This is a genomic window from Caballeronia sp. ATUFL_F1_KS4A (assembly GCF_023630905.1).
Lineage (GTDB): Bacteria > Pseudomonadota > Gammaproteobacteria > Burkholderiales > Burkholderiaceae > Caballeronia > Caballeronia zhejiangensis.
In genome coordinates this window covers 225,884-249,547 of record NZ_JALQEB010000034.1, presented here as the reverse complement: position 1 = coordinate 249,547, position 23,664 = coordinate 225,884, and the positions used below count along the sequence as shown (strand labels likewise).

23 protein-coding genes are annotated in these 23,664 nt (G+C 62.5%); 19 read left to right on the top strand and 4 right to left on the bottom strand.

The annotated features are described in order from the left end of the window. The first annotated feature begins 96 nt into the window (after positions 1–96). From deoC to NCS03_RS21575, 8 genes are read left to right on the top strand one after another with little or no spacing between them, the layout of a single operon-like run. Positions 97–1,104 carry a deoxyribose-phosphate aldolase gene (gene deoC, locus NCS03_RS21610; RefSeq protein ID WP_250436587.1) on the top strand — a complete coding sequence of 336 codons (1,008 nt, stop codon included), beginning with the start codon at positions 97–99 and terminating at the stop codon, positions 1,102–1,104. Positions 1,105–1,130: 26 nt separating this feature from the next. Further along, positions 1,131–3,521 (top strand): aldehyde dehydrogenase family protein, encoded by a 2,391-nt coding sequence (locus tag NCS03_RS21605; protein WP_250529753.1) that lies wholly within the window; start codon positions 1,131–1,133, stop codon positions 3,519–3,521. 60 nt (positions 3,522–3,581) lie between these two features. Then, positions 3,582–4,064: an RbsD/FucU family protein gene (locus NCS03_RS21600; protein ID WP_008348185.1), complete on the top strand. Its 483-nt coding sequence runs from the start codon at positions 3,582–3,584 to the stop codon at positions 4,062–4,064. Beyond that, the gene (rbsK, locus tag NCS03_RS21595; RefSeq protein WP_008348182.1) at positions 4,061–4,993 is read left to right on the top strand and encodes a ribokinase; all 933 of its coding nucleotides are present in this window, start codon (positions 4,061–4,063) and stop codon (positions 4,991–4,993) included. The genes NCS03_RS21600 and rbsK overlap by 4 nt, the downstream gene beginning before the upstream one ends. Next, positions 4,990–6,033, top strand: coding sequence for an ABC transporter permease (locus NCS03_RS21590; RefSeq protein ID WP_008348180.1), 1,044 nt, complete (start codon positions 4,990–4,992; stop codon positions 6,031–6,033). Before rbsK ends, NCS03_RS21590 begins: the two co-directional genes overlap by 4 nt. 52 nt (positions 6,034–6,085) lie before the next feature. Next, complete coding sequence (locus NCS03_RS21585; RefSeq protein WP_250436582.1) at positions 6,086–7,090, top strand: substrate-binding domain-containing protein; 1,005 nt, start codon at positions 6,086–6,088, stop codon at positions 7,088–7,090. 47 nt (positions 7,091–7,137) lie between these two features. After that, positions 7,138–8,658, top strand: a complete 1,521-nt coding sequence (locus NCS03_RS21580) for a sugar ABC transporter ATP-binding protein (protein ID WP_250436581.1) — start codon at positions 7,138–7,140, stop codon at positions 8,656–8,658. A 38-nt stretch (positions 8,659–8,696) separates the two neighbouring features. Then, a complete protein-coding gene (locus tag NCS03_RS21575) occupies positions 8,697–9,716 on the top strand; it encodes an ABC transporter permease (protein ID WP_235366231.1) in 1,020 nt (339 codons plus the stop codon). Positions 9,717–9,790: 74 nt separating this feature from the next. On the opposite strand, the gene NCS03_RS21570 is transcribed toward NCS03_RS21575, so the two are convergent. Further along, positions 9,791–10,513, bottom strand: a complete 723-nt coding sequence (locus NCS03_RS21570) for a DeoR/GlpR family DNA-binding transcription regulator (RefSeq protein WP_008348173.1) — start codon at positions 10,511–10,513, stop codon at positions 9,791–9,793. A 112-nt stretch (positions 10,514–10,625) separates the two neighbouring features. Continuing rightward, a complete protein-coding gene (locus tag NCS03_RS21565; protein WP_175980982.1) occupies positions 10,626–11,306 on the bottom strand; it encodes a dihydrofolate reductase family protein in 681 nt (226 codons plus the stop codon). A gap of 125 nt (positions 11,307–11,431) precedes the next feature. Between NCS03_RS21565 and NCS03_RS21560 the strand changes: the two genes are divergently transcribed. The 5 genes from NCS03_RS21560 (at position 11,432) to NCS03_RS21540 (ending at position 15,444) form a co-directional block, all read left to right on the top strand. Next, on the top strand, positions 11,432–12,646 hold the full coding sequence (locus tag NCS03_RS21560) for a YeeE/YedE family protein (protein WP_008348170.1): 1,215 nt from the start codon (positions 11,432–11,434) through the stop codon (positions 12,644–12,646). A gap of 79 nt (positions 12,647–12,725) precedes the next feature. Next, the gene (locus NCS03_RS21555; protein ID WP_250440998.1) at positions 12,726–12,977 is read left to right on the top strand and encodes a hypothetical protein; all 252 of its coding nucleotides are present in this window, start codon (positions 12,726–12,728) and stop codon (positions 12,975–12,977) included. 261 nt (positions 12,978–13,238) lie between these two features. Beyond that, positions 13,239–13,526 (top strand): DUF3649 domain-containing protein, encoded by a 288-nt coding sequence (locus tag NCS03_RS21550; RefSeq protein WP_175980978.1) that lies wholly within the window; start codon positions 13,239–13,241, stop codon positions 13,524–13,526. Further along, positions 13,493–15,151 carry a PepSY-associated TM helix domain-containing protein gene (locus NCS03_RS21545; protein WP_502801534.1) on the top strand — a complete coding sequence of 553 codons (1,659 nt, stop codon included), beginning with the start codon at positions 13,493–13,495 and terminating at the stop codon, positions 15,149–15,151. Before NCS03_RS21550 ends, NCS03_RS21545 begins: the two co-directional genes overlap by 34 nt. Further along, positions 15,148–15,444 carry a DUF3325 domain-containing protein gene (locus tag NCS03_RS21540; RefSeq protein WP_250529751.1) on the top strand — a complete coding sequence of 99 codons (297 nt, stop codon included), beginning with the start codon at positions 15,148–15,150 and terminating at the stop codon, positions 15,442–15,444. Before NCS03_RS21545 ends, NCS03_RS21540 begins: the two co-directional genes overlap by 4 nt. Here the strand turns inward: NCS03_RS21540 and NCS03_RS21535 are convergent. Together NCS03_RS21535 and NCS03_RS21530 are read right to left on the bottom strand one after the other, a co-directional pair. Then, entirely contained in the window at positions 15,432–16,556 is a 1,125-nt protein-coding gene (locus NCS03_RS21535; protein WP_034470899.1) for a DSD1 family PLP-dependent enzyme, read from the bottom strand. The two genes, NCS03_RS21540 and NCS03_RS21535, sit on opposite strands and share 13 nt — an antisense overlap. A 22-nt stretch (positions 16,557–16,578) precedes the next feature. Continuing rightward, complete coding sequence (locus tag NCS03_RS21530; RefSeq protein ID WP_250529750.1) at positions 16,579–16,875, bottom strand: hypothetical protein; 297 nt, start codon at positions 16,873–16,875, stop codon at positions 16,579–16,581. A gap of 166 nt (positions 16,876–17,041) precedes the next feature. Here NCS03_RS21530 and NCS03_RS21525 point away from each other — a divergent pair, with 166 nt between their 5' ends. Genes NCS03_RS21525 through NCS03_RS21500 form a run of 6 tightly spaced genes read left to right on the top strand, consistent with a single transcriptional unit; the run spans position 17,042 to position 23,654 of the window. Further along, positions 17,042–17,347, top strand: a complete 306-nt coding sequence (locus NCS03_RS21525) for a non-heme iron oxygenase ferredoxin subunit (protein WP_250440994.1) — start codon at positions 17,042–17,044, stop codon at positions 17,345–17,347. A gap of 14 nt (positions 17,348–17,361) precedes the next feature. Further along, the gene (locus tag NCS03_RS21520; protein ID WP_250529749.1) at positions 17,362–18,606 is read left to right on the top strand and encodes an NAD(P)/FAD-dependent oxidoreductase; all 1,245 of its coding nucleotides are present in this window, start codon (positions 17,362–17,364) and stop codon (positions 18,604–18,606) included. After that, positions 18,593–19,885, top strand: coding sequence for an aromatic ring-hydroxylating dioxygenase subunit alpha (locus tag NCS03_RS21515; RefSeq protein WP_250529748.1), 1,293 nt, complete (start codon positions 18,593–18,595; stop codon positions 19,883–19,885). Before NCS03_RS21520 ends, NCS03_RS21515 begins: the two co-directional genes overlap by 14 nt. After that, positions 19,886–20,395 (top strand): aromatic-ring-hydroxylating dioxygenase subunit beta, encoded by a 510-nt coding sequence (locus tag NCS03_RS21510; RefSeq protein ID WP_034470910.1) that lies wholly within the window; start codon positions 19,886–19,888, stop codon positions 20,393–20,395. A gap of 20 nt (positions 20,396–20,415) precedes the next feature. Then, positions 20,416–22,821: a xanthine dehydrogenase family protein molybdopterin-binding subunit gene (locus NCS03_RS21505; protein WP_250529747.1), complete on the top strand. Its 2,406-nt coding sequence runs from the start codon at positions 20,416–20,418 to the stop codon at positions 22,819–22,821. Beyond that, positions 22,818–23,654, top strand: a complete 837-nt coding sequence (locus NCS03_RS21500; RefSeq protein ID WP_250529746.1) for an FAD binding domain-containing protein — start codon at positions 22,818–22,820, stop codon at positions 23,652–23,654. Before NCS03_RS21505 ends, NCS03_RS21500 begins: the two co-directional genes overlap by 4 nt. The last annotated feature ends 10 nt before the right edge of the window (positions 23,655–23,664 follow it).

Below are 23,664 nucleotides of genomic sequence, written 5' to 3'. Positions count from 1 at the left end.
TTTCCCTATGTCACGATCCTAACAAGAATGCTATAAACTGAGATCAATCTATCAAAAACTGTTGTGCGTCGCACAAGACGCCGGCATACCGATCTCATGCTGGAAACTGCATCGAAGTCCATCGTCGCGTGGCCCGGCAAGGCCCAGGTTCACGCCAGCGCGCGCAATCCCGGCGTGCCGTTCGATCTCGCCTGGCTCGACGGCCTGCGCGTGAATCAGTCGGCGGTGACGCGCCGCGCGTCGACGCTCGGCACGCGCCGCGCGGTCAAGAAAGACGCGCAGGCGGCGTGGCTGCTCAAGGCCATCACCTGCATCGATCTCACGACGCTTTCCGGCGACGACACGCATGGCCGCGTCGAACGTCTCTGTGCGAAGGCGCGCCGTCCATTGCGCGACGATCTGCTCGACGCGCTCGGCATGCCGCCTCTGTCGATCAAAACGGGGGCGGTGTGCGTCTATCACCGTTACGTCAGGACGGCAGTGAACGCGCTCGAGGGCAGCGGCATTCCGGTCGCGGCCGTATCGACGGGCTTTCCCGCTGGCCTCAATCCGCACGAACTGAAGTTGCGCGAGATCGAGGCATCGGTGAGAGATGGCGCGTCCGAGATCGATATCGTCGTCACGCGCGAGCATGTGCTGACGGGCAACTGGAAAGCGCTCTACGACGAGATGCGCGATTTCCGCGCGGCATGCGGCGACGCGCACGTCAAGGCGATTCTCGCGACCGGCGATATCCGCACGCTGTCGAATGTCGCGAAGGCATCGATGATCTGCATGATGGCCGGCGCCGATTTCATCAAGACATCGACGGGCAAGGAAAGCGTCAACGCGACGCTCGACGTGTCGCTCGTGATGGTGCGGATGATCCGCGACTATCTCGCGCGCACGGGCGTCATGATCGGCTTCAAGCCGGCGGGCGGCGTGTCGACTGCGAAGTCGGTGCTCGAGTATCAGATCCTCATGAAGGAAGAGCTCGGGCGCGAATGGCTCGAAGCGGATCTGTTTCGCATCGGCGCATCGAGCCTGCTCGCGGATATCGAACGCCAGCTCGAACATCATGTGAGCGGACGTTATTCGTCGTTCAATCGCCATCCCGTCGCCTGATCCAACAGACTTCACTAAACAGCCTCATGAGCGTTGCCGAATACTTCTCTTCAATGGAATATGGACCCGCACCGGAAGACGATCGCGCCGCGCGCGCATGGCTCGATCAGCATGACGGGCGCTTCGGTCACTTCATCAACGGCGTATGGCGCGACAGCGACGACGCCGCGCGCTTCGACTCACGAGAACCCGCGACCGGCCGCGTGCTCGCATCGATCGCGCAAGGCACGGGAGCGGATGTCGATGCCGCTGTGCAAGCCGCGCACGATGCGCTCGAAGGCTGGCAAGCCATCGGCGGAGCGGGGCGCGCGCGTCATCTCTATGCGCTTTCGCGCATGGTGCAGCGGCACAGCCGTCTCTTCGCCGTGCTCGAATCGCTCGACAACGGCAAGCCGATCCGCGAGTCGCGCGATATCGATATACCCCTTGTAGCAAGGCATTTTCTGCATCACGCGGGATGGGCGCAACTGCAGGACAAGGAGTTCGCGGACTGGGCGCCGCTCGGCGTGATCGGCCAGATCGTGCCGTGGAATTTCCCGCTGCTGATGCTCGCGTGGAAGATCGCGCCGGCGCTCGCGCTCGGCAATACCGTCGTGCTGAAGCCCGCGGAATTCACGTCGTTGACGGCGTTGCTGTTCGCTGAATTGGCGCATCGCGCGGGCTTGCCGAAGGGCGTGCTCAACATCGTCACCGGCGATGGCAGCACGGGCGCGGCGCTCGTCGAACATCAACGCGTCGCGAAGATCGCATTCACGGGATCGACCGAAGTGGGCCGTCAGATCCGCGCGAGCACGGCGGGTTCGGGCAAGTCGCTCACGCTCGAACTCGGCGGCAAGTCGCCATTCATCGTGTTCGACGATGCCGATATCGACAGCGCCGTCGAAGGCGTTGTCGATGCGATCTGGTTCAATCAGGGACAAGTGTGTTGCGCGGGCTCGCGTCTGCTCGTGCAGGAAGGCATCGAAGCGCGCTTCGTCGAGAAGCTGAAGCGCCGCATGGATACGCTGCGCGTCGGCACGTCGCTGGATAAGGGCATCGACATGAGCGCGGTCGTCGACGACATTCAGCTCGAACGCATTCGCGCGCTCGTCGACAAGGGCGAGCGCGAAGGCTGCGAAGTCTATCGATCGCCGCGTGCCACGTTGCCCGAGAGCGGTGCATTCTTTCCGCCGACGCTCGTCACCAACGTCGCGCCCGCATCGACGCTCGCGCAGGAAGAGATCTTCGGGCCCGTGCTCGTGACGATGAGCTTCCGCACGCCGGAAGAAGCCGTTGCGCTCGCAAATAACACGCGCTACGGCCTTGCCGCGAGCGTGTGGAGCGAGAACATCAGCCGCGCGCTCGACGTCGCGCCGCGCCTGCAATGCGGCGTCGTGTGGATCAACGCGACCAATCTCTTCGATGCGGCGGTCGGCTTCGGCGGATATCGCGAGTCGGGCTTCGGACGCGAAGGCGGACGCGAGGGCATCTACGAATACCTGAAGCCGCGCGCATGGGCCAAGCTTCCGGTGCGCGGCGAAACGAAATCGTTGCAGGCGCAACCGGATTCGCTCGTCGATGCCGGCAATGTGAGTGCGCTCGATCGCACGGCGAAGCTCTTCATCGCCGGCAAGCAGGCGCGGCCCGACAGCGGTTATTCGCGGCTCGTGCATTCGCCCGCCGGTGAGATCGTCGGCGAAGTGGGCGAAGGCAATCGCAAGGACATACGCAATGCGGTCGCGGCCGCGCGCGGCATGACGAAATGGTCGTCGGCGAGCGCGCACAACCGCGCGCAAGTGCTGTACTACCTCGCGGAAAACCTGAGCGCACGCGCCGATGAATTCGCGAAGCAGCTCGTCACGCGCGCCGGTTCGAGCGAGCGCGATGCGAAGCGCGAAGTCGATGCATCGATCGCGCGGTTCTTCACGTATGCCGCTTGGGCCGACAAGTACGACGGCGCCGTGCATGCGCCCCCGCTGCATGGCGTCGCGCTGGCGATGCACGAAGCGCTGGGCGTGATCGGCATCGTGTGTCCCGATGAAGCGCCGTTGCTCGGGTTCGTGTCGCTCGTCGCGCCCGCGCTCGCGCTGGGCAATCGCGTGGTCGTCGTGCCGAGCGAGACGTGTCCGCTGATGGCGACGGACTTCTATCAGGTCGTCGAGACATCGGATGTGCCGGGCGGCGCGCTGAACATCGTGACCGGCGATGCGCGTTCGCTGGCGCAAACGCTCGCGCAACACGATGACGTCGATGCGCTCTGGTGCTTCCACGGCGCGGCGCTATCGGCGATGGTGGAGCGCGAGTCGATCGGCAATCTGAAGCGCACGTTCGTCGATCAGGGCCGCGTGTTCGACTGGCACGATGCCGCAAGCGAAGGGCTGCCTTTCCTTCGACAGGCGGTGCAAGTGAAGAACATCTGGGTGCCGTACGGAGACTGATCAAGGAATTGACTCGGCGCGATTCCGATACGGAACGCGCTCATGCATGGAGGAGACGCTGTGCTGAAGAACATCGATCCGCTCTTGAACGCCGATATCCTGTACGCGCTTGCCGCGATGGGCCACGGCGACGAAGTGGTGATCTGCGATGCCCATTTCCCCGCTGACTCTGTCGCGCGCAAAACGGTGCTCGGCCGCGTGCTGCGCATGGACGGCGTGAGCGCGCCACGTGCGGTGCGCGCCGTGTTGTCGGTGCTGCCGCTCGATACGTTCGTCGACGATCCCGCGGGCCGCATGGAGATAGTTGGCGATGCAACTACCTTGCCCGCCGTGCAACGGGAAGCGCAACGCGAAGTGGACGATGCCGAAGGCCGCGCGCTGCCCTTCGCGCCGGTCGAACGCTTCGCGTTCTACGAGCGCGCGAAGAACGCATATTGCGTGATCGCGACGGGCGAAGCGCGCGGCTATGGCTGCTTCATCTTCAAGAAGGGCGTGCAACTCGCGCCGGATGCGCCCGAAGCCGCGCACGGAGGCACGCGATGAAAAGCGTCGTCATTCTCGGCATCTATGTGACGGACCTCGCGTTTCGCGCGCAACGCATGCCGCTGCTCGGCGAAACGGTCGCGGGTTCCGCGTTCCAGATGGGACCGGGCGGCAAGGGCTCGAATCAGGCGGTGGCCGCCGCACGCGCGGGCGCGGACGTGATCTTCTGCACCCGCATCGGCGCGGATGCGTTCGGCGATATCGCGCAGGCGACATGGAGCGCCGAAGGCATCACATCGCGCGCAACGGTAATGAACGATGTCGCGACGGGTGCCGCGCATATCTATGTCGATGAGAACACGGGCGGCAATGCGATCATCGTCGCGGCGGGCGCTGCGGGCACGCTCGCGCCCGAAGACGTCGATGCGATCGAAGACGATATCGCGCGTGCCGGCGTCTTCGTCACGCAGCTCGAACAACCGATTCCGGCCGCGCGCCGTGGACTCGAACTCGCGCGCAAACATGGCGTGACGACGGTGTTCAATCCCGCGCCCGCCTTGCCGCTGACGGACGATATCTATCCGCTGTGCGACTACATCACGCCGAACGAAACCGAAGCGCAGGCGCTCACCGGCATCGAGATCGCTTCGGCGGACGACGCACGCCGCGCCGCGAACGTACTGCTCCAAAAAGGCGCACGCGCCGTGATCGTCACGCTCGGCGAAGCGGGCGCGCTCTTGCATACGTCGAACGAATCGACGCTCGTGCCTGCTTTCGAATGCGGCCGCGTCGTCGAGACGGCGGGCGCGGGCGATGGCTTCACCGGCGGCTTCGCGGCGGCCCTCGCACGCGGCGAAAGCCCTGTGGATGCAGTGCGCTTCGGCTGCGCGCTCGCGAGCATTTCGGTGACGCGTCCGGGCACCGCGCCGTCGATGCCGCGTCTCGATGAAATCAACGCGCTGCTAGCGGAAAGGAGCGTCACGCAATGAAAGCGTCGAAGTGGCTCGCGGATCGCCAGTTCAACTTTCTGATCGGCGTGAACGTGCTCGTGGTGATCGTCGCAACGTGGATGTCGCACGGCCAGTTCCTCGACATCGACAATCTTCAGTCGATGGGCGGCCAGTTGCCGGAGCTCGGCCTGCTTGCGCTCGGCATCATGCTGTCGATGGTGTCGGGCAACGGCGGCATCGATCTGTCGGGCGTGGGCCTTGCGAATCTCTCCGGCATGGTCGCCGCGATGATGCTGCCGCATATGGTCTCCGCCGACGATTCGCCCGCGCTCTATACCGCGGTATTCGTATGCATCGTCATGGTGATGGGTGCGCTCGGCGGCTTGCTCAATGGCGTCGTCATCGCGAAGCTGAAGCTCACGCCGATTCTCTGCACGCTCGGCACGCAGTTGCTCTTCACCGGCATCGCGGTGGTGTTGAGCAACGGCGCATCCGTGCGCGTGGAATACGTCGATCCGCTGTCGAACATCGGCAACGGCACCTTCCTGCAAGTGCCCATTTCACTGTGGATCTTCATCGCCGCGGTTCTGCTGCTCGGCTGGATTCTGAAGCGTACGCCGTTCGGTCTGCGTCTCTATCTGATGGGCACGAACCCGAAGGCCGCGTTCTACGCGGGCATTCCGCGCGCGCGCATGCTGATTCTCACGTATGGCATGTGCGGCGTGCTCGCCTCGCTCGCGGGTCTCATCAGCGCGACGCATACGTCGAGCGCGAAGTGGGACTACGGCAATTCGTATCTGCTGATCGCGATCCTGATCGCGGTGATGGGCGGCGTGAATCCGGCGGGCGGTTATGGACGCATCGTCTGCGTGTTTCTCGCCGCGACCGTGTTGCAATTTCTGTCGAGCCTCTTCAATCTGCTCGGCGTATCGCAGTTTTTCGGCGATTGCGCGTGGGGCTTCCTGCTGCTCGCATCGCTTGCATTCGCGGGCGGCGACCGCGTGCGCGCGATCTTCGGCATCGGCGGAGCCGCGCCCAAGAGCAATGTTCCACCGCCGCCCGCATCGACCGGACGTTAGTGTTGCGTGTGATGTTCAAAGAGACCAATGGATAGATAAAGGAGACAACGCAATGAAACTGAGCAAACTGGGCACCGCACTCACCGCGATCGCACTCGCGGCGGGCGCGATCGCAGCGGCGCAGGCCGCAACCAACGAAACCATCGTGACGGTCGTGAAAGTGACCGGCATCAACTGGTTCAATCGCATGGACGAAGGCGTGAAGGAGTTCGGCAAGGAGAATCCGAACATCAATGCATATCAGACGGGTCCGGGCCGCGCCGACGCCGCGCAGCAACTCAAGATCATCGAGGATCTGATCGCGAAGAAGGTCACGGCAATTGCGGTAGTGCCCTACGATCCGCCGACGCTCGAACCCGCGCTCAAGAAAGCGATGGATCGCGGCATCAAGGTCGTCACGCATGAAGCGGACAACGCGAAGAACACGATGGTCGACATCGAAGCCTTCGACAACACCGCATACGGCGCGGGCCTGAACGAGCGCCTCGCGAAGTGCATGAATAATCAGGGCAAGTGGGCCGTGCTGGTCGGCTCGCTCGGCTCGCGCTCGCAGGTGCAATGGGCCGATGGCGGCATCGGCAATGCGAAGGCCAAGTATCCGAAGATGGATCTGGTCGAACCGAAGCTCGAAACGAATAACGATGGCGAGCGCGCGTATCAGGTCGCGAAGGAAGTGCTGCGCAAGCATCCGGATCTGACGGGCTTCCAGGGTTCGTCGTCGCTCGACGTCATCGGTATCGGCCGCGCGGTCGAAGAGGCCGGCAAGGTCGGGAAGATCTGCGTGTACGGCACCGGCTTGCCGACGGAAGCGGCCAAGTTCCTCGAAAGCGGCGCGATCAACGGCATCGCGTTCTGGGATCCGAAGCTCGCCGGTCTCGCGATGAACAAGGTCGCGCAGATGCTCGTCGACGGCAAGGAAGTGCAGAACGGCGCAGACCTCGGCATCACCGGCTATAACAAGGTGACGGTCACGAAGGGCCCGGGCAAGGGCGTGATCGTGCGCGGCACCGGCTGGGTCGATGTCGACAAGTCGAACTACAAGCAATACAACTTCTGATGCCATTCGCGAGGCGCACTGCGGTGTGCCTCGCTCGACTACACGATATGACACCGCTCCTCGAAGTCGTCGATATCCATAAACGTTTCACCGGCGTCTATGCGCTGCGTGGCGTAAGCCTCTCGTTCGAGCGCGGCCAGATCTATCACTTGCTCGGCGAGAACGGTTGCGGCAAGAGCACGCTCATCAAGATCATCTCGGGCGCGCAACCGCCCGATGAAGGCGAGCTCGTGATCGAAGGCGCGCGTCACAAGAAGCTTTCGCCGCTCGAATCGCTTTCGGCGGGCATCGAAACCGTTTATCAGGACTTGTCGCTGCTGCCGAACATGAGCGTCGCGGAGAACGTCGCGCTGACATCCGAACTCGCGGAACATGCGGGCAAGCTCGCGCGCACGTTCGATCGCAAAGCGCTCGCACAAACCGCCGCGCGTGCGCTAGAAGCCGTCGGACTGCCGGGCGACGCGGATTTCCAGAAGACGCTCATCGAGCAACTGCCGCTCGCGACGCGCCAGCTCGTTGCGATCGCGCGCGCCATTGCGAGCGAAGCGAAGTTCGTCATCATGGACGAGCCGACGACATCGCTCACGCAGAAAGAAGTCGATAACCTCATCGCCGTGCTTGCGCGTTTGCGCGCGGATGGCGTCGCCGTGCTGTTCGTGAGTCACAAGCTCGACGAGTGCTATGCGATCGGCGGCGAAGTGATCGTGCTACGCGACGGCCAGAAGATGGCGCAAGGTCCAATCGAAAACTATACGAAGGCGCAGATCAGCGAGCTCATGACGGGCAAGCATCTGTCGACGGAACGCTATCGCGCGGAAGGTGACGGAGGCGCGTCGCAGATCGTGCTCGACGTCCAAGGTCTCGGCCGCAAGGGCCAGTTCGCCGATGTGTCGTTCAAGCTGCACAAGGGCGAGATTCTCGGCGTGACGGGGCTGCTCGATTCGGGCCGCAACGAACTTGCGCGTGCGCTTGCGGGCGTCGCGCCTGCGGACACGGGCACGGTGACGCTCGACGGCATGCGCGTGCGTCTGCATTCGCCCGCGGATGCGAAGGCGCAACGTATCGGCTATGTGCCCGAAGACCGCCTGAACGAAGGGCTTTTTCTCGACAAGCCGATTCGCGACAACGTCGTCACCGCGATGATCGCGAGCCTGCGTGACCGCTTCGGTCAGATCGATCGCAAGCGTGCGCAAGAGCTTGCCGAGCGCACCGTGAAGGACTTGCAGATCGCGACGCCCGATGTCGACAAGCCGGTGCAATCGCTTTCGGGCGGCAACCAGCAGCGCGTGCTGATCGGCCGCTGGCTCGCGATCGATCCGCGCGTGCTGATCCTGCATGGTCCGACCGTGGGCGTCGATGTGGGATCGAAGGACATCATTTATCGCATCATGCAGCGGCTGTCGAAGGAGGGCATCGGCATCATATTGATCAGCGACGACCTGCCCGAACTGCTGCAGAACTGCGACCGTATTCTGATGATGAAGAAAGGCCGCGTCGCGAACGAATATCGCGCGGATCGCTTGAACGAGGCCGATCTTTATCACGCGCTACTTTCAGAGGCAGCATGAGCATGAGCGAATCCATCCGCCGCACGGGAAGCGAGACGATGCCGCAACACGCGGCCCAAGTCGCGCCGCGCGTGCGCAAGGGCAATCTGTATGCGCAACTGATGCGCAATCCGGAGTGGTTCACGGTCGGGCTGATCGTGGTGACGTGTCTCGTCGTGGGCAGCATCAATCCGCGCTTCTTCCAGTTCGCGACACTGTTCGACATGCTCCATTCCGCGACGACGGTCTCGCTCTTCGCGCTCGGCACGCTCGTCGTGCTGGCGTCGGGCGGCATCGACGTGTCGTTCACGGCAATCGCCGCGTTGACGATGTATTCGATCACGAAGGCTGTCTTCGCCTGGTGGCCGGAGTGCCCGTTCGTGCTGATTCTGCTTGCGGGCGCAATCGGCGGCGTGATTCTCGGCGTCATCAACGGCATGCTCGTGCATCGATTGAAAGCGCCTTCGCTGATCGTCACCATCGGCACGCAATATTTGTATCGCGGATTGTTGCTGACGTTCGTCGGCACGCAGTTCTTCATGAACATTCCGCACAGCATGGATACGTTCGGGCGCCTGCCGCTGTTTTTCTATCACACGCCGGATGGCTTGCGCGCGGTGTTGCCGGTGTCCGTGCTCGCGCTCGTGATCGCGGCGATCGTGACCTGGTGGCTGCTCAATCGCACGATGATGGGCCGCGGCGTCTATGCGATGGGCGGCTCGCTCGCCATTGCAGAACGTCTCGGTTATAACTTGCGCGCCATTCATCTTTTCGTGTTCGGCTATACCGGCTTGCTGGCGGGCGTGGCGGGCATCCTGCACGTGTCGACGAACCGGCTTGCGAACCCGTTCGATCTCGTCGGCACGGAACTCGATGTGATCGCGGCGGTGATTCTCGGCGGTGCCCGCATCACGGGCGGTACGGGAACGGTGGTGGGTACGCTTTTGGGCGTCGTGCTGGTGACGCTCATCAATAGCGTGCTGATTCTCATCGGCGTGCCGAGCACCTGGCAGAAGGTCATCATCGGCGCGTTCATTCTCGTTGCGGGGACGTTGTTCGCGCTGGGACGCAGACAGTAACGCCCTTCGAAAAGCGGAACAAAAAAGGCTCGTTCGAAACCTGAACGAGCCTTTCTGATTTTTATCGGAACGATTCAGACGCGTTTGCGGAGCTTCTGACCTTCCTCGGTAATCACCGAATCGAACTCGGAAAGCTGCGAGAAGCGCACGGCCTTGACCTTGCCGAACTTGCTCGCATCGACGACGAGATGACGTTCCACCGAACTCGCCATCGCGGCTTGCTTGATGGCGACTTCATGAAAGTTCCAGCACGTCACGCCGCGCGCTTCATCGACGCCGCCTGCCGACATGAACGCCTTGTTGATGCCCATGCGCCGCAAGGTTTCGACGCTCTCGTCGCTGGCGAACGATTCCGATGACGGCACATAGACGCCGCCGAGCAGGATCATCCGCACGTTGGGCTTGCGCCGCAAAATTTCCGCGACATTGAGCGAATAGCACACGACAGTGAGATGCATCTCCGTGGGAATCTGCCGCGCGAGCGTGGTCAGCGTCGTGCCGCAATCGATGAAGATGGTTTCGCTATCCGCGAGCAGACGCGCCGCGTGATTCGAAGCGACCGCCTTCGCTTGCGCGAAATGGTCTTTCTCTTCCTCGATCGTGTAGCCCGCGTTGGGGACATCGGCGGCGCTGACGATATAGCCGCCGAGATAGGTGAACTGGCCGGGATGCGCGGCGATATCGCGGCGCACCGTCATCTCCGAAACGCCGAGCAGCGCGGCCGCATCGCGCAGACGCATCACGTTCTGTTTTTCGAGCGCGCCGGAAAGGGCACGCAGGCGGTCGTTCTTGGCCATCGGAGCGGCGCGAGGAATGATGTTAGCTTTTATTCGCGGGATGAAAGAATTATAACAATGCAAGCCGCATTTTTAACGGCTTGCATGCGGTGGCGCGGGTAAATCCCGAGGTTCAGGACTTGCGCGTATAGCGCAGCCAGACGACGTCGTGTTCCAGTTTTTCGATGGAATCCAGCTTGAGGTAGGCGGGCGTTTTCCACTTGTCCATCGCGACTTCGAACGACGACGTATGCGCTTCGCGTCCATCGACGAGCGGCATGATCAGCACGCTGACTTCATCGGCAAGCTGCGCATTGACGAACGCGCCCGACACATGTCCGCCGCCTTCGACGATCAGCTTCTTGATCTTCAACTCGCGTTCGAGCGTTTCGACGACGCGCTTCAGTTCGATATCGTCCTTGCCGCCGAACACATACGATGCGTCGATCGATTGCAGATACGCGAGGTAATCGTCATCGACGCTCTCGCTCAGCACTTCGACGATATGCGATTCGAGCGCCGTATTGCTCTTCCAGGCGACACGTCCCTTCGGATCGATGGAAATCGCGTACTGGCTCGCGTCGCGTTTGGCGAAATGATCGGTGCGTGGAATCGGACGCTTCGCGAGCCCGCGCGGATAGTCGCGGTCCTTGCCATGCGAGATTTCCTGCATCGTGACGCGGCCGCATACCCACGCATCGGCGTTGAAGCGCGCGGCGGTGTCTTCGTAGGTGGGCGACGCGAAATCGAGGTTCCAGTTGTCGGTGAGACTGCGGCCGTCGATCGACGACATCATGTGACAGACGATATGCATCTTCTTCTCCGTGCAGGAAAGGGCTTCGATGCAACGGCCGATGCAAGCGCTGTGCCGCCTGCGAAGATCAGCCAAACGCGAGAAAATAGGTAGCTGTTCCGCATTTTTTCGAAACGCTTATCGTCATGTCAGATCTCGCTACTCCTCTTGCACGCCGCGCGGATATCGATCCGAAGCCGCTCGGCATCGCCGCGTTGTTGATCGTCCTCGGCGCGGTGTATCTCGGGCAAACCGTCGGCGCGCGCCAGGCTGCGCTTTACGTGGTCGGCGCGCTGCTCGGCGTCTCGCTTTATCACGCGGCGTTCGGTTTCACGTCGGCGTGGCGCGTGTTCATCTCCGATGGCCGCGGCGCCGGGCTGCGCGCGCAAATGCTGATGCTCGCGGTCGGCGTCGCGCTGTTCTTTCCCGCGCTCGCGGCAGGGTCGCTTTTCGGCACGCCGGTGACCGGGCTCGTGTCGCCGGTAGGGACGTCGGTGGTCGTGGGCGCGTTCATCTTCGGTATCGGCATGCAACTGGGCGGCGGCTGTGCGTCGGGCACGTTGTACACCGTCGGCGGCGGCAGCACGCGAATGATCGTGACGCTCGCTGCGTTCATCGCGGGTTCCGTCATCGCGACCGCGCACATGCCGTTCTGGACCGCATTGCCGCAAATGCAACCGGTATCGCTCGTGAAGACGCTCGGCGCGGGGCCCGCGCTCGCCGTCAACTGGATCGTGTTCGCGCTGATCGCGGCGGTCACGGTCGTCATCGAGAAGCGCCGTCATGGCAAGCTCGTCGCCGCGCACGTGCAGCCGGCGCATACATCGCCATGGCTGCATGGACCGTGGCCGCTCGTGGCAGGCGGCATCGCCCTCGCCGTGCTCAACTTCGCGACGCTCGCACTGTCCGGGCGTCCATGGGGCATCACGTCCGCGTTCGCGTTGTGGGGCGCGAAAGCGGCGGCCCTGTTCGGCGTCGATACCGCGAGCTGGCCATACTGGATGAGCAAGGCCAACGCGGCCGCGCTCGCCGCGCCGATTTCTCACGACGTTACATCCGTGATGGATATCGGCATCGTGCTCGGCGCGATGCTCGCCGCCGCGCTCGCGGGCCGCTATGCGCCCGTCTGGCGCGTGCCGATGCGCTCGCTGATCGCGGCGATCGTCGGCGGCTTGCTGCTCGGTTATGGCGCGCGGCTCGCGTACGGCTGCAACATCGGTGCGTATTTCAGCGGCATCGTATCGGGCAGCTTGCATGGCTGGCTGTGGCTCGTCGCGGCCTTCTTCGGCAATGTAGTCGGCACGCGACTGCGTCCGTTTTTCGGACTCGAAGTCGAGCGCGTGCGGCCGACGGCTTGCTGAGAGTCACACCGCGCGTGACACGTTCGTTCCGTTTTTTTGCTGAACGGAGCGGTCCGCGCCATATGCGAAAATCGCCGGCATGAAAAAGACTACCTTGCTCATCGTTCCGGCCTTGCTGATCGCGCTCGGCCCGTTGGCACATGCGAGCGTCGAATCGGGCGCCCATCAGTTCAAGGAAGACGTGAAATCGGCCGGGCGCCAGACCGGACGTGCGGCGCGGGATGCGGCGCACGCCATCGGCGACGGCGCGAAATCGGCCGGACATGCCATCGCCGATACGTCGAAGCGCGGCTATCACGCGACGAAAAAGTGGGTCACGGGCAAAGAATAAACGCCGCCAGTTCGTCCATCTTGTGCTCGCCGATGCGCCACACGCGCATCGCATTCTGTTCGCGCGATCGCGCCACAGCGTTCCACTTTTAAGCGTTGCTTGACAAGCTTGCGGAGCGTTATTGATAATTATTATCATTTACGCCGCGCAACGCGGACCTCAACGCGCCTGATTCCGTCTCGTCGTTGCAGACGTGCATCCGGCCAATCTTTCGCATAGAACGCCTTGAAAGCCTATGACGCGCCGACGCGTACACGACCAATGAGCGCGCTCGTCCGGCACGGCCCGCTCGTCTCTCGCATCGTGGCCGCGATATTCGGCGGATACGCGCTCGCCGCGCTCGCGAGCGTCGCGGCACTCGCCCTGCCGATGAGCAAGCCGCAAGCCGTGCTCGCCGGCATGCTCGTGAGCTTCGTCGTCTACGTGTGCGCGGTGATCTGGGTGTTCGCGGTTCGCAGCGCGCGTCGGGCATGGAGCGGGCTCGCGTTCATCGCCGTGCCGCTGTTGATGGCCGCATGGACGGTATGGCCGGGAGGACACGTCTCGTGAAAAGCGCGCGCGATTCCAAAGCGAAAGGCCGCGGCATTCGCCAGAGCATGTCCGATCTGCATACGTGGGCGGGCCTGCTCGCGGGCTGGATTCTCTACGCGATGTTCCTTACCGGGACCGTCAGCTACTTCAAGGACGAAACGTCGCAATGGATGCGGCCCGAGCAAGCGCAGCAGCGCGACATGCCGGATGCGGCGCTCGTCGCGCAACGCGTCGTCGAGACGCTCGGCAAGATCGCGGCGGGCAGTACGCAGTGGAGCTTCGCATTGCCGGACGAACGCACGAGCGTCATCGATTCGTTCTGGCGTACGCCGGGCGCATCCAAGGGCAAGCGCGCATTCGAATCAGCCCGTTTCGATCCGGTCACGGGCGAGCGCACGACCGCGCGCGAGACCCTCGGCGGTGAATTTTTCTATCGCTTTCATTTCCAGTTTTATTTCATGCCGGTGTTATGGGGGCGCTGGCTCGCGGGCCTGTGCGCCATGTTCATGCTCGTCGCGATCGTGAGCGGCGTCATTACGCACAAGAAAATTTTCGTCGACTTTTTCACATTCAGATGGGGCAAGGGTCAGCGTTCATGGCTCGACGCGCATAACGCGCTGTCGGTATTCGGTCTGCCATTTCACGCGATGATCACCTACACCGGCCTCGTCACGTTGATGGCGATGTACATGCCGTGGGGCGCGCAGACCGCCTTCAGGACACCCGCCGAACGCGCCGCGATGACTTCGCAACTCAGCGCGTTCATTCAGCCTCGCGAGTCTTCCGGACAGAACGCGCCGCTTGTACGCGTCGATGCGATGGTGCGCGAAGCGCAAGCGCGCTGGGGCCGCGACAAGGTCGGTCGCGTGACGATCACCAATCCCGGCGACAGCACCGCGCGCGTGGCTGTTTCGCGAGGTGAGGCGTCGCGCGTGTCGATGAGTCCGCAGTACATGCTCTTCGATGGCGTGACGGGCAAGCTCATCGAAGTGAAGGACAGCGTCGGCGGCGCGGCCGAAACGCGCGGCGTGCTGTATGCGCTGCATCTCGGACGCTTCAGCGATATGCAACTGCGCTGGCTGTACTTCATCGTCAGTCTCGCGGGCACGGCGATGGTCGGCACGGGGCTCGTCATGTGGACGGTCAAGCGCCGTCAGAAGCTGGCCGACCCGGCGCGGCCGTACGTCGGCTTCTGGCTCGTCGAACGTTTGAATATCGCGAGCATCTCGGGACTTTCCATCGCGATGACGAGCTTTCTGTGGGGCAATCGGCTGCTGCCGCTCGGCATCGCCGCGCGTGACGATGCCGAGGTCAATGTTTTCTTCGCGATGTGGGGCGCGACGCTGCTATATGCGTTCGTGCGTCCCGCAAGGCGCGCGTGGATCGAACTGCTTTGGCTCGCCACGGCGATGCTCGCGCTCGTGCCGGCGCTCAATGCGCTGACCACGAACCGGCCCTTGTGGCGCAGCATCGCGCAAGGCGATTGGGTGTTCGCCGGCTTCGATCTGATGATGTGGGCATTCGCCCTGCTGCATGCGGCATTGGCGATACGCGTGACACGCCATCGTCCGCGCACGAAGCCCGTTGGCAAGCGCATCGCGGCGCGTGCCGTCATGCCCGAGCGCGAAAAGGAAAGCGCATGACGCATCTCTTGAGCATCGTTTTCTGCCTGATGGCCTTCGCTTGCCTCGCGGTCTCGATGGATCGTCATCAGATGATGCTATTCGGCCGCGCGCTTCGCGCAGGGCAAACGCGCGGCTTTCGAATAGCAGGATGGTGCGGTCTCGTGCTCGCGCTGCGCTTCATCGTCGACTATCAAGGATGGGCGCTCGGCCTCGTCAGCTATAGCGGCTGCACGAGTGTTTCGGCGGGAATCGTGTTTGGCGGTCTCATCGTTTATGAGCGGCTTTCCGCTCGTCAACCTCACCAGCCGTGAAAGCGGGGCCATGCGATGGTGCTGCCGTCGGCGGCTAACGCCTGGTACTCGGGGTATTGCGCGCCCGTCGCGCATGCATGATTCGGCAGGATGCGCAGCTTCATGCCGATGGGAAACCGCTTCGTGATCTCATCGCGACATTCGACGGCGAGAATGCCGTGCTCCTGATTCGCACCGACGAGTTCGCAGCCTTCGAGAGGCGTACCGTCGAGCGCGCATGCAAGTCCATAACCGTAATCGTGCGTCTGCTTCGACGTGCCGCGGTCGCGGCTCATCGCCATCCATCCCGCATCGACGATGACCCAGCCCTTGTCGGGTTGATGACCGATGACGCTCGTGAGCACGCTCAACGCGATATCGTTTGCATCGCAAACACCGACGTTCGCCATCACGAGATCGAAGAACACATAAACGCCGGCGCGCACTTCGGTGACGCCTTCGAGATGCTTCGCGGCGAGCGCGGTCGGCGTCGAGCCGACGCTCACGGTCCTGCATGCGATGCCGGCAGCGCGAAGCCGTTCGGCCGCGCGCACGCATCCCGCGCGCTCCTGTTCCGCGAGCGCGGCGAGCGCTTCTTGATCGTTCAATTCGTAGCTGGAGCCAGCGTGCGTCATCACGCCGCCGACTTCGATGCCGCCTTCCTGAAGCACGCGGCCGATCTCGATGAGCGCGTCGTCATCGGGCGCGAGGCCTGAGCGATGACCATCCGTATCGATTTCGAGCCACACTTCGAATATGTCGTTCGCGTGCTTGCAATACGCGACGATCGCCGATGCCGCCGCCGCGTTGTCGGCGATGATCTTCAGATCGCAGCCTTTTTGCTTGAGGGCCATCGCGCGCGGCAACTTCGCGGGCACGATACCCACCGCGTAGAGAATGTCGTCGATGCCCGCCGCGAAGAATGCTTCCGCTTCTTTCAGCGTGGATACGGTGATGCCTTGCGCGCCTGCTGCAATCTGCGCGCGCACGACGCCGGCGCATTTCGTCGTCTTCACATGCGGCCGAAACTTCACGCCGAGCGCGTTCATGCGCGTCTGCATCCGGTCGATGTTGTGCTGCATTCGCGCGATATCGATGATCGCGGCGGGCGTGTCGAGTGCTTCGAGATTCATGATGTCCTTGGTCGAGCGATGATCAGGCGATCGGTCCCGTCGGCAGCGCTATCGCCGTTGCGTGGCAGCGCCAGGTCTGTCCCCTGAAGTGGAGCCGCTTCACGCGATCGATCAGCGAGCGCTGGCCGACAGCGCACATCGCCACGGGCGGAATCAGGCCGAACAACATGCAAAAGAACGTGAGCTCGTTGGCGGGATAGCGCAGCGCGATGGCTTTCGCGAGCGGATCGACAATTGCGAGGCACAGCATCGATGCAAGGATGAAGCCAATGCTCGCAAGCGGCAGCGGGCTCGTGCGCGTGACGGCGGTGGAAGGCATGACGCTGATCGATGGGACGAATCTTCGAATCATCGCACGAACGCGTTCTTGCCGGATTCTCTACGGGAAAGCCATTATTTTTGATCGGTTGACTCGGCGAAAAGTCCTGCTAGCATACGAACAACAGATTCATCAGCATACTGATCGATTTTCGAAGGGGCGACGAATGGCACTCAAGTTCGCGGCGAAGCTCGCCGATCTAGTGGAAGACGAACCGTTCGGCGTGACGATCGGCGAAGAGCGCATCGCGCTCTATTTGCTCGACGGAGAAGTGCATGCCACGCACAACGTTTGCACGCACCAGTTCGCGCTCTTGAGCGACGGCTATATGGAAGACGGCTGCATCGAATGTCCGCTGCATCAGGGGCGTTTCGATATCCGCACGGGCGCTGCCCTTTGCGCGCCAGTCACGCAACCGATTCGCGTATACGGCGTGCAGGTGGAAGGCGGCGAGATCTACGTCGATCTTTGATGCACTCGCAAATCATGACTCGGACTGCATTGATCATCGGAGCGGGGCAGGCTGGCGCGCGCGCGGCAGAAGCGTTGCGCACGCATGGTTATGAAGGGCGCATCGTGCTGGTCGGCGATGAGCGTCATGCGCCGTATGAAAGGCCGCCGCTGTCAAAGGATGTCCTCATCGCGAAGGACGATGACGATTGCTTCAACGGCTGGGTGCATGCCGTCGAGCGATACGGCGATGCGCGCATCGAATGGCTCAACGATCGAGTGCTGCGGCTCGATACGCAATCGTGCGTCGCGACGCTCGAACGTAATGGCGAACTGCGCTACGACCATTGCATCCTGACGACGGGTGGTCGTGCGCGGCAGTTGCCGGGCGCGCCGGAAGGTCCGCATACGTTCTATCTGCGCACGCTCGACGATGCGATGCGCTTGCGTGCGCGGCTCGCAACGGCTCAATCGGTGGCTGTGATCGGCGCTGGATTTCTAGGGTTGGAATTCGCGGCGAGCGCAAGAACGCGCGGCCTCGACGTGAGCGTGTTCGAAACGGCATCGGGCTTGCTGAGCCGCGCGCTGCCGCCCATGTTCGCCGAACGTCTGCGCATGAAGCACGAAACTCACGGCGTGCGCTTCATATTCGACGTGAAGCATCTGCAAGTCACGGAGCACGCGGACGGCGTGCAAGTCGATGCAACGCCGTTCGACTTGGGCGTGATCGCTATCGGCCAGGAGCCGAACGACGAACTCGCCAAAGCTGCGGGCATGGCGACGAACAACGGCATCGTCGTCGATCGGCATTGCCGCACGTCCGCCGAGAATGTCTATGCGGCAGGCGATTGCGCCAACTTCCCATACGGCGCAAACGGTCGCGCGACGCGTCTTGAATCGTGGCAGAACGCGCAGGAACAGGCGATCGTGGCGGCGCGCAACATCGCCGGAGAAGAGATTGCTTATGCACCGACGCCGTGGTTCTGGACCGACCAATACGACTGGAACATCCAGATTCTCGGCCTGCCCGATGGCGAGATCGATCAGTGGATCGAACGCGCGGGCGTCGATGACAAGACCGTGCTGATGGGTCTGCGCGGCGGCGTCATCGCGCATGTGCTCGCGATCAATCAAGGCGGCGAGTTGCGCGCCATCAGAAGGCTCGTCGAAGAAGGCGTTGCGGTCGATCCCCGCATGCTCGCCGACCCCACGATCAAGCTGCGCCAGCTCGACAAGCTGGTTCGCTCAACACACTCGGGAGATCAAGGTGTACTCGTCTGAAACGATCATCGGCATTCATACGCCTCAATCGAAAAACCCGCCGATAGAAGGGCTCGTTTGGCCCGAAGAAGGGCTGCAATGCATCCCGGACTGGGTGTACACGAGCGAGGCGGTCTATACGCGCGAAGTCGAACGGATCTTCCACGGGCGCACCTGGAACTTCGTCGCGCTCGAAGCGGAAGTGCCCAATTCCGGCGATTTCAAGCGCTCTTATGTCGGCCCGACGCCGGTCGTCGTATCGCGCGCGGAAGACGGCTCGATCAACGTGTTCGAAAACCGCTGCGCGCATCGCGGGGCGGAGTTCTGCCGGCATAGCCGCGGCAACAACAAGGAGTTCGTGTGCCCGTATCACCAATGGTCGTATGACCTCAAGGGCAATCTGCAAGGCGTGCCGTTCCGGCGTGGGGTGAACAAGCTGGGCGGCATGCCGAAGGATTTCCGCAACGATGATCACGGTCTTCGCAAACTTGCGGTTGCGACGCGCAATGGGGTCGTGTTCGCATCGTTCGCGCAGGACATGGAATCGCTTGAAGACTATCTCACGCCCGAGATACTCGAGGACTTCGACGCAGTGTTCAACGGCAAGCGCCTGCGCGTGCTCGGCTTCTACAAGAACGAGCTGCCGTGCAACTGGAAGATGTATCACGAGAACTTGAAGGACCCGTATCACGCGACGTTGCTGCACTCGTTCCTCGTCGTGTTCGGCCTGCTCGTGGCGGGCAATCGTTCGGCGATGGTCGCGGACAGCAAATACGGCATTCACGGCACGATGGCCTCCGCAAAAAGCGATTCGCTCTACGCCACCATCGATGAAGACAAGAAGAAGGAGATGCGTTCCTTCCACGACGGCATGATCTTGCGTGACGAGCGCTTCCTCGAATTCATCAAGGAGTTCGATTCCGAATGGTCGGTGACGATGCAGACCATCTGGCCGAACCTCATCGTGCAGCGCGAGATGAATACGCTCGGCATTCGACATATCGTGCCGAACGGACCGAACAGCATGATCATGCTCTGGACGATGTTCGGTTATGAAGACGACACGGAAGACATGGTGCGTCACCGTTTGCGTCAGGGCAATCTGATGGGACCGTCGGGCTTTCTCGGCCTCGAAGACAACGAAGCGATGAAGTTCGTTCAGGAAGGCGTGCGCCGCTCGGTGAGCGACCGCAGCATCATCAAGCTGGATGGCGACAAGATCGGAACGGCCGACAACCTGATCTCCGAAGCCGCCATTCGCGCCATGTACAAGCACTATCGTGAAGTGATGGGGTTCTAGATGCTGCCAGGATTCGAAAAACAGAACATCGCGCACGACAAGGCGCTGATCGCACGCGCGGCGGTCGAAGACTTTCATGCGGAGTATTGCGCGGCGCTCGATGGCGGGGACATCGAGCGCTGGCCTGAATTCTTTACCGAGAACTGTCTTTATCGCGTGACCGAATACGAGAACGCGGCCAATGGATTTCCCGTCGGGCTCGTCTACGCCGAAGGACGCGACATGCTGCGCGATCGTGCGGTCGCGATTGCGCGCACGCAGATGTTCGCGCCGCGTCAAATGCTGCACTTCGTTTCCAACGTGCGTATCTTGAACGCGACCGACGAGGAAATCGTCGCGCAGAGCAACTACATGCTGCTGCAAACGCTCGTCGAAGGCGCGACTACGCTGCATCAGGCGGGCAGGCTTTTTGACCGCTTCGCGCGCAATGGTAACGTTCTTCTGCTGAAGGAAAGACAGGCTGTCTACGACACCGCGATGATCGCGAACGATCTCGCCTACCCTGTCTGAACATCGTTGGGGGAGAGCGCATGAGTGACACGGAACACATGGAAGCGCCAGCCGAAAGCGGTGGCGTCGGCGTGCGCGTGAGGCGGCGCGAAGACGAGCGGCATCTTCATGGCAAGGGCAAGTTCGTCGCCGACTACACGTTTCCCGATCTGCAGGAGGTCGCGTTCTTGCGCAGTCCGGTTGCGCATGCGCGTATCGTGCGTATCGGCAAGCCGGCGAGTCATGCGGCACAGGTGATCGTGCGCGACGACATGCACGACGCCACGGATATCGTCGCCGATTCGAGCCTGCCGACGTACAAGCCTTCGTCGCATCCGCCGCTCGCATCGGGCAAGGTGCGCTTCGTCGGCGAGCCGGTCGCGATGTGCTTCGCGAAGACCCGCGCGCAAGCCGAAGATATCGCCGAGGAAATCGAGCTCGATCTCGACGAGCTGCCAGCCTTCGCCAGCGCGTTCACCGCTCGCGAACGCACCGACGTGCGCGTGCACGATCACTGGACGGACAATCTCTTTCTGGACCTCAAGGCGGACATCGACTTCGACGAGCGTTCGAAGGACGCGCCCGTTGTCGTCAAGCAGAAGGTCGATCTCGCGCGTCAATGCATGGTGCCGATGGAAGGCAAGGCCGTGCTCGCGTATTGGGACCATACGCATTCGCAACTCGTGGTCATCACCTCGACGCAAGTGCCGCATATGATTCGCACGGTGCTGTCGCAATGTCTCGGCATCGATCATGCGCAGGTGCGCGTCATTTCGCCCGATGTCGGCGGCGCGTTCGGCTACAAGTGCGTGTTGCAGCAGGAAGAGCTGTGCATTGCGTGGCTCGCGCTGACGTACAAGAAGCCTTTTCGTTTCATCGAGGATCGGCGCGAGCATTTGATCGCGGGCGCGAACTCGCGTCAGCATCACTACGAACTCACTGCTTATGCCGATACAAACGGCCGTCTGCTCGCGCTCGATGCGGAGCTTTTGATCGACGGCGGGGCGTACTCCGCATGGCCCTTTACGATCGGTCTTGAAACAGGGCAGGCGCTCGGCAACCTTCCGGGGCCTTACGATTTCAGCGGCTATCGCTGCCGTACGCAATGCGCCGCGACCAACAAGCCGGGCTTTCTGCCGTATCGCGGCGTAGCGCGCACGGGCGTGTGCTTCGCAATCGAACTCACGATGGATGCGATCGCGCGCGCGGTCGGACGCGAAGCGTGGGAAGTGCGCCATGACAATCTCGTGCGTGGCGCGGACATGCCTTATACCAATGTCGTGAAGAAACACTACGACAGCGGCGACTTCCAGGAGAGCCTGCGACGCGCAGTGGCGCAACTCGATGTGCCGAAGTGGCGCGCACGGCAGAAAGAGGGCGAGAAGGATGGGCGTCTCGTCGGCATCGGATTCGCGACGTTCACCGAGCAATCGGCGCATGGCACGGCCGTGTTCGCATCATGGGGCTTGCCGGTCGTGCCGGGATACGATCTCGCGACCGTGCGTATCACGGCCGATGGAGGACTCGAACTGCGCGCGGGCATCCACTCGCACGGACAAGGCATGGAGACGACGCTCGCGCAGATCGCGAACGAAGTGCTCGGCGTGCCGCTGCAAAAGATCAAGGTCGTGCATGGCGATACCGCGCTTACGCCGTATTCGACAGGCACGTACGCATCGCGCAGCATCGTGATGGCTGGCGGCGCGGTGGCCGCGACGTGCCGCGAACTCGTGCCGCGTCTGCTTTTCATCGGCGCACATCTGCTTGGGGAAGAACAGGAAGCGGTGCGCTTCGAGAACGGTGAAGTGATCGGCGTAACGGGCCGCGTGACGATTCAGGAGATCGCGGCTGCATGGTATCTCCGTCCCGAGCGCTTGCCTGCGGGCGTGAATCTCGCGGGTCTCGAAGCGACGCAAGGCTTCAAGCCGAAGGTCGATACCGGCGCGTTCAGCTATGCGACGCACGCGGCGGCAGTCGCCGTCGATCCGAAGACAGGCGACGTCGAGATTCTCGACTATGTGATCGTCGAAGATTGCGGTCGCATGATCAATCCGATGGTCGTCGAAGGGCAGACAATCGGTGGTACGGCGCAAGGCATCGGCACCGCGTTCTATGAGGAAACGCTCTACGACGACAACGCGCAACCGCTCACGTCGACACTCGCCGACTACATGTTGCCGGGACCGACCGAGTTGCCGTCGCTGACGATCATCCATATGGAAACGCCGTCGCCTTATACGGAATTCGGCGCGAAGGGCGTGGGCGAGGGCGGAGCGATCGCGCCGCCGGCTGCACTCTTCAATGCAGTGAACGATGCGCTCACGCCCATCGGCGCGCTCGTGTCAGAAACGCCGTTGACCCCGCGCCGTTTGCTGGCCGCGATCGAGGCCGCGAAGGCTCGCAAGGCGGCGCGCAAGGAAGAACTCAGTCAGGAGGTGGCGGGATGAAAGCCGCTGCGTTCGAGTATGTAAGGGCGATGTCATTGCCCGACGCGCTCAAGGAGTTGACTCGCGCAAAGCCGATATCAGGCAGTCAGTCGATGGGCCCGATGCTTAACTTGCGGCTTGCACGGCCTGGCCGCGTAGTGGATGTATCGCGCATCGCGGACCTGCGCAGTGTCTGCGACGCGGGCGATCACGTGCGTATCGGCGCGGCGGTCACGCATGCGGAGATCGAAGACGGCAAGCACGCACTGCTGCGTCATCCGTACATGCAGCATGTGGCGGGCGGCATCGCGTATCGTGCGATTCGCAATCGCGGGACCATCGGCGGCAGTCTTGCTCATGCCGATCCCGCCGCCGACTGGCCGCTTGCATTGTCCGCTGTCGATGCCCGTCTGGAGCTATCGAAAGCAGGCGGCGCGCGGCAAGTCCGCGTGAGCGAATTCATGCTGGGTGCGTTCACGACGTTGCTCGTTGACGGCGAGATCATTACCGCCGTGTTGCTGCCGAAGTTCGGTCCGACGCTTCGCTGGGGTTATTACAAGCTGTGCCGCAAGACCGGCGAATTCGCACATGCAAGCGCAGCGGCTGCATTCGATGCACGCACGGGACTCGCGCGCATCGTGCTCGGCGCGCTCGATGGCCCGCCGGCCGCACTCGATGATCTCGCACGGCAGATCGCGCAACGCGGCCCGTCTGCCGCCAACGGCGAAGCGCTCGCGCAAGCCGTGACGAGTGCGATGCCGAACGCGGACGGCATCGATCGGCAGATTCATACCGCAGCGCTCGAACGTTGTCTTCTGCAGGCGTTCGGCGTGTCGAACGCGAATACGGTTTAAAGAGACTGCC